This window comes from Paenibacillus sp. GCM10023250, from assembly GCF_042653205.1.
Classification (GTDB): Bacteria; Bacillota; Bacilli; order Paenibacillales; family Paenibacillaceae; genus Paenibacillus_Z.
Window position 1 is genome coordinate 98,677 of record NZ_JBHSHY010000018.1, and the last position, 12,821, is coordinate 111,497.

The 12,821-nt window shown below is 66.6% G+C and carries 11 protein-coding genes; 9 read left to right on the forward strand and 2 right to left on the reverse strand.

The features are described 5' to 3' along the window. Nucleotides 1-411, forward strand: a complete 411-nt coding sequence (locus ACFPB1_RS15715) for a GntR family transcriptional regulator (RefSeq protein ID WP_379226915.1) — start codon at nt 1-3, stop codon at nt 409-411. Further along, a complete protein-coding gene (locus ACFPB1_RS15720; protein ID WP_379226917.1) occupies nt 408-1,124 on the forward strand; it encodes a DUF5808 domain-containing protein in 717 nt (238 codons plus the stop codon). The genes ACFPB1_RS15715 and ACFPB1_RS15720 overlap by 4 nt, the downstream gene beginning before the upstream one ends. Nucleotides 1,125-1,305: 181 nt before the next feature. Here the strand turns inward: ACFPB1_RS15720 and ACFPB1_RS15725 are convergent, their stop codons facing one another. Continuing rightward, nucleotides 1,306-2,625, reverse strand: a complete 1,320-nt coding sequence (locus ACFPB1_RS15725; RefSeq protein ID WP_379226918.1) for a glutamate-1-semialdehyde 2,1-aminomutase — start codon at nt 2,623-2,625, stop codon at nt 1,306-1,308. Nucleotides 2,626-2,843: 218 nt separating this feature from the next. Then, nucleotides 2,844-3,974 (reverse strand): LCP family protein, encoded by a 1,131-nt coding sequence (locus ACFPB1_RS15730; RefSeq protein ID WP_379226920.1) that lies wholly within the window; start codon nt 3,972-3,974, stop codon nt 2,844-2,846. A gap of 262 nt (nt 3,975-4,236) precedes the next feature. Here ACFPB1_RS15730 and ACFPB1_RS15735 point away from each other — a divergent pair, with 262 nt between their 5' ends. From ACFPB1_RS15735 to ACFPB1_RS15765, 7 genes are all read left to right on the forward strand, one after another. Beyond that, complete coding sequence (locus ACFPB1_RS15735; protein ID WP_379226922.1) at nt 4,237-5,472, forward strand: ABC transporter ATP-binding protein; 1,236 nt, start codon at nt 4,237-4,239, stop codon at nt 5,470-5,472. Beyond that, a complete protein-coding gene (locus ACFPB1_RS15740; protein WP_379226924.1) occupies nt 5,469-6,263 on the forward strand; it encodes an ABC transporter permease in 795 nt (264 codons plus the stop codon). Before ACFPB1_RS15735 ends, ACFPB1_RS15740 begins: the two co-directional genes overlap by 4 nt. A gap of 6 nt (nt 6,264-6,269) precedes the next feature. After that, nucleotides 6,270-7,061, forward strand: a complete 792-nt coding sequence (locus ACFPB1_RS15745; protein ID WP_379226926.1) for an ABC transporter permease — start codon at nt 6,270-6,272, stop codon at nt 7,059-7,061. A gap of 49 nt (nt 7,062-7,110) precedes the next feature. Then, the gene (bcp, locus tag ACFPB1_RS15750) at nt 7,111-7,587 is read left to right on the forward strand and encodes a thioredoxin-dependent thiol peroxidase (RefSeq protein WP_379226929.1); all 477 of its coding nucleotides are present in this window, start codon (nt 7,111-7,113) and stop codon (nt 7,585-7,587) included. A 205-nt stretch (nt 7,588-7,792) separates the two neighbouring features. Further along, nucleotides 7,793-8,839, forward strand: a complete 1,047-nt coding sequence (locus ACFPB1_RS15755) for an AAA family ATPase (RefSeq protein ID WP_379226931.1) — start codon at nt 7,793-7,795, stop codon at nt 8,837-8,839. Nucleotides 8,840-8,986: 147 nt separating this feature from the next. Next, nucleotides 8,987-10,726: a DUF58 domain-containing protein gene (locus ACFPB1_RS15760; protein ID WP_379226933.1), complete on the forward strand. Its 1,740-nt coding sequence runs from the start codon at nt 8,987-8,989 to the stop codon at nt 10,724-10,726. Then, a partial coding sequence (locus ACFPB1_RS15765) for a transglutaminase-like domain-containing protein (protein ID WP_379226935.1) occupies nt 10,704-12,821 on the forward strand: 2,118 nt, incomplete at its 3' end. The genes ACFPB1_RS15760 and ACFPB1_RS15765, both read left to right, overlap by 23 nt.

Genomic DNA, 12,821 nt, shown 5'->3' on the forward strand with positions numbered 1-12,821 from the left:
ATGTTCATCGAGCTTGACCTGCAGGGCGAAGTGCCGCTTCACGAGCAAATCGCCCAGCAAATTATCGCGGGAATCGCGTCGGGGACGCTGAAGCCGGGCAAGACGCTGCCGTCGGCCAAACGGCTGGCGGCGGATCTGCGCGTCAAGTCGCAGACGGTGCAGAAGGCGTACCGGGCGCTGCAGCAGGACGGCTTCCTGCTGGAACGGTACGACGGCCGGCTCGGCATGCTCGTGCCGACGAAGGAGGAAATGCCGCGCCTGACGGAGCGCTACATGGACCGGCTGAACAGCAAGCTGCGGGCGCTGGCGGCGGAAGGCCGGGCGCGGGGCATGACGGAGGCCGAATTCAGCAGGGCCTGCGTCGCGGTGTACCGCAGCGATTTATCGCGGATGGGAGATTCATTGGAATGAACGGGACGCAACAACAGGGCCGGGACCGCCGCCATGGGGTCCTGCCGCTGCATTGGTATTGGCTGCAGGCGCTGGTCATCGCGGGCTCCGCGCTCGCGGCCGCGCTGCTGTGGAAGGACATCCCCTCCACGCTGACGACGCATTACGATCTACACTTCGAGCCGGACGGCTTCGGCCGGAAAAGCTGGGCGAACGTCTTTCTGCTCAATATCGTGCAGCTGTGCCTCCTCGCGACGATCATGGGCACGAACGCGGTCATCGCGCAGGCTGAGGCCGCCCCTTCGGCGGACAAGGCGTCGGGGGAGGCGAAGCAGCGGAAATTCCGCTACGTGAACAGCGTCTTTCTATACGCCCTGTCGCTGCTGCTGACGCTGTACTTCAGCTACATCCAGGCGACGATGCTGTACGGCTGGCCGCCCGGGGCGCTGCGGGGCGTCACGATCGGCGTGATGGCGCTCGTCGCGGCGGGCATCGTCGGCCTGGTCGCGACGGTGCGGCGGCTTGGCCTGCAGGGCCAGGGGACCGGCGACGAGGAGCACTGGCTCGCGGGCGGCGGCGTCTATTACAATCCGAAGGACCCTGCCGTCTTCGTGCCGAAGAAGCGCGGCATCGGCTGGACGGTCAACTTCGGCCGTCCGACGGGCTGGCTGATCATCGCCACGCTCGTCGCCATCCCGTTCGCCATCGTCGCCTTGTTCGCGCTGATGACCTGAACGCAACGAACGAAAAAGACGCCGCCGCAAGGGGCCGGCGCCGCGCTCCATGCGCGGCGGGCTTCCTTCGGACAGGCGTCTTTGATGGTTTCGGGCGGTTCGGGAGGAAGGCCCGGCAGCAGGGGACGGGGGACGGCTCGGCAGGACGCCGGCCGGCATGCGGTAGCCCGTCTCCCGCCGGCTAGTTCTTCAAGGCCTGGAAGGCACGCTCGGCCGCCGTGATCGTCGCGTCGATGTCCGCGTCCGTATGGGCCGTGGTCAGGAACCACGCCTCGTACTTCGACGGCGCCAGGCAGATGCCCTGGCCCAGCATGAGGCGGAAGAAGCGGCCGAACAGCTCGCCGTCGGTATCCTGCGCCTCGTCGTAGTTGGTGACGGGATGGCTGCAGAAATGCGCGGAGAACGAGCCGCGGATGCGATTGATCGTCAGCGGGATGCCGTGCGCGTCCGCCGACGCCTGCAGCGCGTCCGCGAGCCGGGCCGCCAGGGCATCCATGCGCTCGTACGCGCCCGGCTGCCGCAGCACCTCCAGACAGGCGATCCCGGCGGAGATGGAGGCCGGGTTGCCGGCCATCGTGCCGGCTTGGTACGCGGGACCGAGCGGCGCGACCTGGTCCATGACCTCCTTGCGGCCGCCGTAGGCGCCGATCGGTAGCCCGCCGCCGATGATCTTGCCGAGCGCCGTCAGATCGGGCTCGATGGCGGCGTGGTCCGGGAACGCGGCGAACGTCTGGGCGCTGCCGTAGTGGAAGCGGAAGGCGCTGATGACCTCGTCGTAGATGACGAGGGCGCCCGCCTCGCGGGTCATCCGGCAGAGCCCCTCGAGGAAGCCGGGCTTCGGCATGACCATGCCGAAATTGCCGACGATCGGCTCCACCATGACGGCGGCGACGTCGTCGCCGAAAGCGTCCAGCGCCGCGCGCAGGCCGTCCAGGTCGTTGAACGGCACGGTAATGACCTCGTTTGCGATGCTGACCGGCACGCCGGCGCTGTCGGGGATGCCGAGCGTCGACGGGCCGGAGCCGGCGGCGACGAGCACGAGGTCGGAGTGGCCGTGGTAGCAGCCGGCGAACTTGATGATTTTGCTGCGCTTCGTGTAGGCGCGGGCGACGCGGATCGTCGTCATGACGGCTTCCGTACCGGAATTGACGAAGCGGACCTTGTCGAGCGACGGGATCGCGTCCTTCAGCATGCGCGCGAGCGTGATCTCGAGCTCCGTCGGCGTGCCGTAGAGCGTGCCGTTCGCGGCGGCCGCGGTGATCGCCTCGGTAATATGCGGATGCGCATGGCCGGTAATGATCGGGCCGTAGGCGCACAAGTAGTCGATGTAGCGGTTGTCGTCGACGTCCCAGAAATGGGCGCCTTGCGCGCGCTTCATGAAGACCGGCGCGCCGCCGCCGACGGCCTTGAACGAACGGGAGGGGCTGTTGACGCCCCCGACGATATGCTGCAGCGCTTCGGCGTATAACGCTTCCGAGCGCGGACGCTGCGTTGTGGACATGGATGGGGCCTCCTTGGAGCGGCGGGATGAACGCCGCCGGCAATAGATAATACGAAAACGCAATAACTCATTGTACATCCGCCGGACGGCGGAGCACAACAAAGAAGGGAGCGGCCGGCCGAACCGGTTCGCTCCCTTCTCGTATTCGCCTCGATGAATCGGCTGAATGAATCGTTCGACTGAACCGCTCGAATGAATCGCTCGATGAATGATTCGAATTAATCGTTCGAGCCGTTCGCGGTGTCGCCGCCCGACTTGCCGCTTGTCTTACCGCCCGACTTGCCGTCCGACTTGCCGTCCGACGAGTTCGTCACCGATCCGCTCGCGCCGTCCGCGCCTTGCGCGTCCGCCGGAGGCGCGACCGTCGAATCCTTCTGCAGCTCGTCTTGGACGAACTGGAGCAGCTTGTCTTCGTCGGAGATGGCGAGCACCGACGCGCCGCCTACCTTCTCGCCGCTGATCAGGTCCATCGGAGGCACCTGCGCCTGGCCGGCGATGTGGCTGTTCACGCCGAGCTGGCCGAGCTTGATCATGTCGTCGACGCCGATGTTCGTCTTGATGTAGCCTTGGACGCTGTCGACGATGTTCTTCATCTTGAGCAGGCTCCAGCCGCTCTTCATCTTGTCGGCTACGGCGCCGAGCAGCTTGCGCTGGCGCTCCGTGCGCGTGAAGTCGCTCATCGCGTCGTGGCGGAAGCGGACGTACTGCAGCGCCTTCGTGCCGTCGAGGTCCTGAATGCCCTTCTTCAGATGGATGTCGTAGCGGTTGCCGTCGGCATTGTCGACGTAGTTCATGTCCTTCTCGACGTCGAAGTTCTGAATGCCGCCGATCGCGTCGATGACGGACTTGAATCCTTCAAAATCCGTGTACACATAATATTGAATATCGAGGCCGAGCACTTCGCCGATCGTCTGCATGGCGAGGTCGGGACCGCCGACCGCGAAGGCGGTGTTGATCCGGTCGCTGCCGTGATCCTGAATGTGCACGTACGTGTCGCGAAGGACGGAGAAGAGGTGGATGTCCTTCTTGACCGGGTCGACGGACACGACCATCATGGAATCGGAGCGGGCTTTCTCGTTCTCCTGGAGGCCGCGGTTGTCGCCGCCCATGATCAAAATGTTCACGCGTTCCTTGCCTTCCCATTCCGGCGGCTTCTCGGCCGTCTTCACTTCGTAGTTCGTGAATTTGGGATCGGTGGTCGGCTTGCTCAAGGAATCGAGACCGTTATATACGCCGTAAGCCTGATAGACAAAATAACCGACGACCGCCAAGATCACGAGGGATACGCCGAGCAGCGCCCATTTCCAGGGCTTTTTGCGTTTCGGTTGCTTTGCTTTTGCGCGCGCCATTTTCGTTTGCTTCCTCCTTGTAATAGCCCGAAACCGGATGAGGATCGACCTGCTTCGGTGCAGTGAATGATGTCCGATCGTACCTGCTTGGCCATCGTTCCGCGGGGGCATTCGCATTGCCCGGGCTTGAAAATCCAGTATAGCATTACATATCATAAAATTATAAAATGGATTGTCGTAGAGAAGCAAGTTTTATCTGATAGGAACGAATAGGGTGGACATTTCCCAGGAAATGTCGAAACGGAGAGGAGCCGGATGCTGCATGCTGGCAATAGACGTCAAAGATTTGAGGAAGCAGTTCCGGGTACAGAAGAACCGGGAAGGCCTCGGCGGCGCGATGAAGGATTTGTTCAAGCGCCAATATAACGAAATTACCGCGGTCAAGGACATCAGCTTTCAAATCCCGCAGGGCGAGATTTGCGGCTATATCGGCGAGAACGGAGCGGGGAAGTCGACCACGATCAAGATGCTTACGGGCATTCTCGTGCCGACCTCGGGCCACCTCATGGTGAACGGCTTCGTGCCTTATAAAGACAGGGAAAAATTCGTCCGCGGCATCGGCGTCGTCTTCGGGCAGCGCAGCCAATTATGGTGGGATATCGGCGTCATCGAGTCCTTCCAGCTGCTGCGCAAGGTGTACCGCGTGCCGGAAGCGGAGTTCAAGAAAAGGCTCGACGAGCTGGTCGAGCGGCTGCAGCTCGGCGACCTGCTGAACCGGCCCGTGCGGAAGCTCAGCCTCGGCCAGCGGATGCGCTGCGAGCTCGTCGCGTCCCTGCTGCACAACCCGGCGATCCTGTTTCTGGACGAGCCGACGATCGGCCTCGACATCGTCGTGAAGACGGAAATCCGCGAATTCTTAAAAAAAATTAATCGGGAACAGGGCACGACGATCCTGCTGACGACGCATGATCTGCAGGATATCGAGGCGCTCTGCTCGCGCGTCATCATGCTCGACGACGGCCGCATTATCTACGACGGCGGCCTGGACGAGCTCAAGACCCGGTGGAGCAAAGGGCGGGAGCTGCAGTTCCAATTCGGCGAGCAGCCTTCGATCGACGCGCTGCGCCGTCTGACGAACGGCCTCGCGGGCGTGGAATGGACGGTCGACAACGAGCTGACGGCCACGATGTGGCTGCCGCACGCGGTGAACGTCTCGGAGGCGCTGGCGCGCGTCGTCGGAGGCACGTCGGACATCCGCGACATTAAGATCATGGAGACCAATACCGACGAGATCGTCCGCGAGATCTACTCGTCCGGCTCGGCGTCGAACGAAGCGGCCGCGAAGCTCGTCGCGGGTGCCTCGGCGGGCACCGCCGCGGCGGCCGACCCGGCCGAGGCGCCGCAGGCCGGCGCGGACGCGGCAGCCGCATCGCGCGGCCAAGCGGAGGCCGGGTCCGCCGGACAAGCCGAACCGGCCGCCGCGCCGGCCGAAGCCGCGAGCGGGGAGCCCGTGCCGGTCGGCGCCGGCGCGCCCGCGTCCGAGGAGCCGAAGCGATGAACAGCGCGTACTTGGACCTGATCCGCATCCGGTTTCTCATGATGCTCGCGTACCGCGTCAACTATTACAGCGGCATCGTCATCTACACGATCAACATCGGCGCCTATTATTTTCTGTGGGAGGCGATCTACGGGGACCAGAAGCTGCTCGCCGGCTTCACGCTCGCGCAAATGACGACGTACGTCGCGGTCTCCTGGATGGCCAGGGCGTTTTATTTCAATAACCTCGACCGCGAGATCGCGAACGAAATCCGCGACGGCAGCGTAGCCGTGCAGTTCATCCGCCCGTACAACTACCTGTTCGTCAAGCTGATGCAGGGCTTCGGGGAAGGACTGTTCCGGCTGCTGCTCTTCATGGGGCCGGGCCTTGCGGTCGTCTGCCTGATCTTTCCGGTCAAGCTTCCGACGGATCCGGGCGTCTGGGCCGTGTATCTCGTCATGCTGCTGTTCAGCTTTCTTATTAATACGCAGATCAACATGCTCGTAGGCTTGTTTGCGTTCTTCGTCGAAAATAACGAGGGGATGCTGCGCATGAAACGGGTGCTCGTCGATCTGTTCTCCGGCGTCATCGTGCCGATCTCGTTCTTCCCGGGCTGGCTGGCTGTCGCGATGAAGTGGCTGCCGTTCCAGGCGATCACGTTCCTGCCGAGCTCCGTCTTCACCGGCCGGATCGCGGGGGACGAGGTGCTGCGGGTCGTCGGCATTCAAGTCGTCTGGTTCGTCGTCCTGATCGTGCCGATCGCCTGGGTATGGCGTCAGGCGCGGGGCCGGCTGTTCGTGCAGGGAGGGTAAGGAATCATGTTTTATTGGTCGCTCGCAGCGGAATATATGAAAAACTACGTCAAAACCAAGCTGACCTACCGTGCCGATTTCTGGATCGAGGTGCTGTCGGACCTGCTCTTCCAGGCGGTCAACCTCATCTTCATCCTGATCGTGTTCCGGCATACGCCGACGCTCGGCGGCTGGACCGAGGCCGAGGTGGTGTTCGTGTACGGCTACTTCATGGTGCCGTCGGGCATCTTCGGCATGCTGTTCAACATCTGGAATTTCAGCGAACGGTATATCGTCAAGGGCGAGATGGACCGCGTGCTGACGCGTCCCGCCTACAATCTGTACCAGGTGCTGCTCGAAAATCTCGATCCGCCGTCCCTGTTCGGCTCGCTCGTCGGGGTCGTCATCATAATGCTCACCTGGGGTGAGCTCGGCCTGGCGTTCCACCTGACGGACTTCCTGCTGCTGGCCGTCTTCACGGTCGGCTCCGTCTTGATCTACGCGGGCATCTTCACGGCGCTGACGGCGATCTCGTTCTACTCGGACGCGCCGACGGGGATTCTGCCGCTCATGTACAACATCTCGTCTTACGGCCGGTATCCGGTCAACATTTATAACAAGGTCATCCGCTTCCTGCTGACGTGGCTGCTGCCGTTCGCCTTCACGGGCGTCATTCCGGCGTCGTACTTCCTCGGGCATAACGAGACGGGGCTGACGGACCTGGCGCCGTACACGCCGCTCATGGGCGTCGTCGTGTTCGGCATCGGGCTGCTGGTCTGGAACCACGGCGTCAAGCGGTACCGGGGCGCGGGCTCGTAACGGCGCGCGCCGAAAGCGGAACGATCAACGAAGAAGGAGGCAAGGAACGATGCCAGTGAAAGCGAAAGCGATCGTGGGGAAAAAAGCGCCGGATTTCACGCTGCCGGCCATGGGCGGGCGGGAAGTCCGCCTCAGCCAGTTCGCCGGCCATAAAGTGGTGCTGTTCTTCTATCCGAAGGATCTGACGCCGGCGTGCACGCAGGAGTCGTGCGATTTTCGCGACGCATACGCGGAGTTCGGGAAGCATAACACCGTCGTGCTCGGCATCAGCAACGATCCGGCGGAGAGGCACGAGAAGTTCGCGGCGAAGTACGAGCTGCCGTTCGAGCTGCTGGCCGACACGGAGCATAAAGTATGCGAGCTGTACGGCGTCTGGCAGCTGAAGAAGCTGTACGGCCGCGAATACATGGGCCTCGTCCGCTCGACGTTCCTGATCGACGAGAAGGGCAAGCTCGTCCGGGAATGGCGCAACCTGCGCGTGAAAGGTCACGTACAGGAGGTGCTGGCGGCGGCGAGCGAGCTGTGATGGTTCGCTAGAGCGTAGTCAGGGAAGAGGAGAAGGGCGTTCGCGCAAGCCGGCATGGGCCGGTACGTGCGGACGCCTTTTTTTGCGCGGCTGGGAGTAAATTGGCCGAGGCGGTCCGGCGGAAGGTGTAAAGCAGGCGTTTGCTGGCGAAACTAGCAAGTAGAGGATTTCAATAGGTTTGGAAGAGTAGGAGATGATCAGTGCCATGATCTCGAAACCATCGATGCCGAAATCGTTGACGCATCAAGGAGATATCGGGGCGGAGCCCCAATTCGCGCCGGAGGCGGACCTGTGGCCCGAAGCGGCGCAGCAGTCGCTGCAGCTGATGCTGGCGCGCGTGAACAGCGTGCTGCTCGGCAAGGAGCAGGTCGTCTCGCGGGTGTTCGGCGCACTGCTGGCCGGCGGCCACGTACTGCTCGAGGACGTGCCCGGTGTCGGCAAGACGCTGCTCGTGCGCGCCATCGCGCGGGTCATCGGCGGCGAGTTCCGCCGCATTCAGTTCACGTCGGACCTGCAGCCAGCGGACGTCGTCGGCGGGATGGTGTGGGACGGCAAGCGGGGCGAGCTCGTGTTCCGCCAAGGACCGCTCATGGCCAACGTCGTGCTGGCGGACGAGATCAACCGCACGCCGCCGCGCACGCAGTCCGCGCTGCTCGAAGCGATGGAGGAGCGGAGCGTGTCCGCCGACGGCGAGACGCGGCCGTTGCCGCAGCCGTTCATGCTGCTCGCGACGCAAAATCCGCTGCGCGACGACGGCACCTACCCGCTGCCGGAAGCGCAGCTGGACCGGTTCATGATGCGCCTGTCGATCGGCTATCCGTCGCCGGAGGACGAGATCGGCATGCTGGCGTCCGGCCGGCAGCGGCTGCTGCCGGAACTGCTGCGGCCGGTCATCGTGCCGGAGGAATGGATGCGGATGCAGAAGGACGCCCAGTCGGTGCACGTGCACCCCGCGCTGCTCGCGTACGCCGTGCACGTCGTCGGCGCGACGCGCGCCTCGGCGGAGCTGCAGCTCGGGGCGAGTCCGCGCGCGACGCTGGATTGGGTGCGCGCCTCGCAGGCGGAGGCGTACGTCGCGGGCCGGCGCTACGTCGTGCCGGACGACATGAAGGCGACGGCGGAGCCCGTGCTGGCCCACCGGCTGCTCGTGCGGGACGAGGCTTGGGTGAAGGGGCGCACGGCGGTGAAGGTGCTGGCGGATATTATGGCGGCGGCGCCGGTGCCGGCGTCCGAAGGCGGACGCCGGCGGTGACGGGCCGGGCTGCCGCCCGGAAGCGGCGGGCGGCTGGGCGCGGAACGGCAAGCCGCGCGGTGCGGGATTCGAGCGCGGATGAAGGGGGATCGGCAACGCATGGCGGCGGTAACGATGCGCGAATTTGGAAGAGAAAGCGGTGGGAAGATGAGCACGGCGGGAACGAAGCAGAGCGCGGACCGCGGACAAGCGGCGAACGCGGCGCCGGATGCGGTGGCGTCCGGCGCGGGAGACAAGCAGGAAGCCGGAGCGGCAGGCGTGCGCGGGGCCTCGGCGGATAAGCGGGGCGGCGGTGCGCCGGCGGCACGAGGGACGGCCGCAGAGGCCGGCATGCGGCCGGACACGGCCGAGCCGGTGCCGGGGACGGCTGGGCTGCGCGGCCGGTTCGCGGCGCGCGCGGCGGCGCTCGTAGTGCTCGCGGCCGCGGGGTTCGCGCTGCTGGAGCGGGGCGGCGCGGTGGAATGGCTGTTCGCGGCCGCAGCGGCGCTGACCGCGGCGTGCGGGCTGCTGCTGCCGTACGCGTCGCTCGGCCGCATCCGGGCGGAGCGGATCGTATACGGCGCGGACGGACTCGCCGATGGCGGCGAGCTGCGCGTCCGGCTCACGCTCACGCTGAGCCGCATGCTGCCGTTCACATGGGTATGCCTCGAGGAGGAGATCGTCCGGGCACCGGGCGGCGGGGATACGGCGGTTGTGAAGGATGCGACAGCCGCAACAGCCGCGAAAGGTTCGGCGGATAAGTATGCGTCGAGAAACGGGACGGGTCCGAAGGGACGGAAGGGACCGGCGGATTCGATCGGTCCGCAAAGCACGGAGCGCGCGAAGAAGCCGGCGGAGCGCGGCGTCCAAGTCGTGCGGGCGCTGCTGCCCGGCTTCCGCAAGCGCCTGGTATTGGAGTACACGGTCGCAGGGCTGCAGCGCGGCGAGCTGGCATTTAATCCAATCGCGCTGACCTGCGGCGACATGCTCGGGTTGACGGTCCGCACCGTGCGGGTCGACTGCCCCGGCCGCGCGCTCGTCAAGCCGGCGCCGCCGGCCGGCGAACGGCTCGGCCCGCTGCCGGGCTTCGAACCCGAGCAGGCCCGGCAGGGCCTGCAGCCGGTATCCGCGTTTGGCGGGCAGATGGCGGCCGCCGCTTCCCGGCTTCGCCGGGATGGAGCGGGCCCGGAGCTGCGCGCCTACGCGCCGGGCGATTCGCTGCGGCGCGTCGACTGGCGCGCGATGGCGCGCGGGCTCGGCATGCAGACGCGGATGAGCGAGGCCGAGGAAGCGGGCGCGATCATTGTGCTGCTGGACGTGTCGCCGTCCGCCTACGGCAAGGCGCGCCGGCTGTTTGACGCGAACGCGGGGCGCGCCGCGGCGATACTGCGGGAGGCAGCGCGTGAGGGGAAGCGCGTCAAGGTGCTGACCAACGCGGTCGCGGACGGCGTCATCCACGACGGCGGCAGCGCCGGCGACGCGCTGCGCGAGGCTGAGACGCGCCTCGCTAGGCTGCGGCTCGGCGACGCCGCGAAGCCGATGTCGCAGCGGCTGTCCGACATCGTTGCCGGGGCGCCGCGCGGCGCCTCCGTCATTTGCCTGACGGCGGGACGGACGGAGAACGCCGAGGCGATCGCGCGGCCGTCGGGCGATCCGGGCAATATTTCGTACGGCGCGAAGCTTGCCGGCGTGCGCGGCATCCGGCTGCACCTGCTGCTATCGGTGCACGAGGCGGGGGGAGACGCCGCCGAACGGAGCTGGCAAGAGCGGCTGCGGGGCACGGGCTGCGGCGTGAAGGCGATGCCCGTCCCGGCAGGCTATGCGAACACGGCGCCGCGGCTGGCTGCGGCGGCGGTAAGCGCCGGAAAGGAAGGAGGCGGTCTGCATGCCGAACCCGCGAACGGATAGTAGGGGAGGCGGTCCGGGAAGCGGCCCGGGCAGCGGCGGTGGCGGCATGAACCCGCCGGCTGCGCGCCTTCCGTCCAAGCGGCAGGAGGAACGGGAGGGGCTGCATTTTTTCCGCTACGGTTCGCGCCGGCTGATCACCAGTTTGCTGCTGTACGGGCTGATCGTCGAATGGCTGCTGCCGCTGGAGCAGCTGAAGTCGTATACGGAGCTGTATCAGATCAGCCCGCTGCTCGCCGCGGTCGGTCTGTATCTGGCGGTGGGCCTGTTTGTACCGCCGACGTGGGCGGCGCTGGCGCTGAACGGCCTCGTCACGGTCGGGGCGGTCCTCGTCCTGTTCGAGCCGCATTACGGCTCCATCGCCGGGTCGGTATCCGGCTTCGCGCGCGCGGTCCGGCAGGACGCGCTGCATGTTCTGCGGGCCGAATTCATGCTGAGCGGCGAGCTGCGCACGCTGCTTCTCATCGGCGGGCTCGGCATGATGGCGATCGCCGTGCAGTCGCTCATGTGGCTGCGGCAGTGGGGGCTTGGCCTGACGGCGCTGACGGCGCTGTATTTGCTGCTGCTGTACGGCTTTCTCGGCTTGGACGTGTTTCCGGGCCTGCTGCGGGCCTGCGCGGAAGGGCTGGTGCTGAGCGCGCTCGTGACGGTGCCGCGGATCGAGCGGCTCGCCGGCGTGCCGGACGTGTTCGCAGCGGCGGCCGGCGGGAGCGGCGGCGGAACCGGCGACACCGGCAAGGGACGCGGCCGGAAGCCCGTGCAAGGATGGCTCGCCGGCTGGACTATCGGCTGGTGGAGCGGGGCGGCGTGGCTCGCCGTGCTCATCCTGGCGGCGAGCATCGGCGCGGCCTGGGGCTGGTCGAGCGGCACGTCCGCGAAGCAGGCGCCTTGGGCGGCGGACGTCGTCCGCTGGGGCGAAGCCCGGTGGGACAAGGCGGAGGACGGGCATTCACCGGAGTCGACGGCGGCAGAGGAAGCGATGGCCGAGTCCGGGCTCGGCGGCGGCGCGGGGCGTACGGGTTACGGCTTCGACGATACCAAGCTCGGCGATCCGCTCGCGTCCGACGATACGGTGCTGTTCACGGTGACGGCGCCGGAAGCGGGGTATTTGCGCGGCGACAGCAAGGCCGTCTATACCGGGAAGGGCTGGGAGCAGGACGGGCACGACTGGCAGAAGCTGAGCGTCCGTGAAGCCGCGGAAGCCGCGGACGACGGCGCGTCCGGCGTCGTCGTGCAAACCGTGACGCCTGCCAAGCCGACCGTCGGCTACCCGCTGTTCACCGGCGGCGCCGATTCGGCCGTGACGGCGCTGAAGCTGCAGCTCGCCCCGAAAGGCGCCGCCGCCTCCTATTGGCGGGACGCCGATACCGGGGCGCTCTATCCGGGCGGCGACGAGGACCGGGTCGTGCAGTACACGGTCGCAACGAAGCTGCCGAACGAGGTCGACGTGCGAAGCGTCGGGACGGAAGGCGCTGCGGGGAGCGGCGGCGGCGCGTCGGCGGAGGCGTCCGCGCCGGAGGGCATGCCCTCGCTGACGGCTGAAGCGGAGCGCGCCTACGTGCAGCTTCCCGACGGTCTGCCCGCGCGGATCGGTGCGCTCGCGGCGCGGATCATCCAGGACGCCGGCAATCCGGCCGGGCGCTATGAACAGGCGCAGGCGATCGCGGATTACTTGCGCGCGAACTATGTGTATACGCTGACGAACACAGCAGCGCCGAAGGCGGGCGCGGACTTCGTCGACGATTTCCTGTTCCGGCAGCGGGAAGGGTACTGCGTCCATTTCGCGTCCGCGATGGCGGTGCTGCTGCGGACGCAGGGCATTCCGGCGCGGTACGTGAAAGGCTTCGCCCCGGGCGAGCCTGCGGTAGCGGCTGCGGCCGGCGGCGAGGCCGGCCGGTACGCCGTGCGCGCGAGCGACGCGCATGCGTGGGCGGCGGTATGGTTCCCGGGCGCCGGCTGGGTGCCGTTCGAGCCGACGCCGGGGTTCGCGCCGCCGGAGGGCGGTGCGGCGGGCGGCGCCGAAGCGGGGGCGACGGCGCCGGACGCCGGGGAACCGGCGGGCGAGGGCCGTCCCGCGGACGGCGGCGCGTCCGCGCGC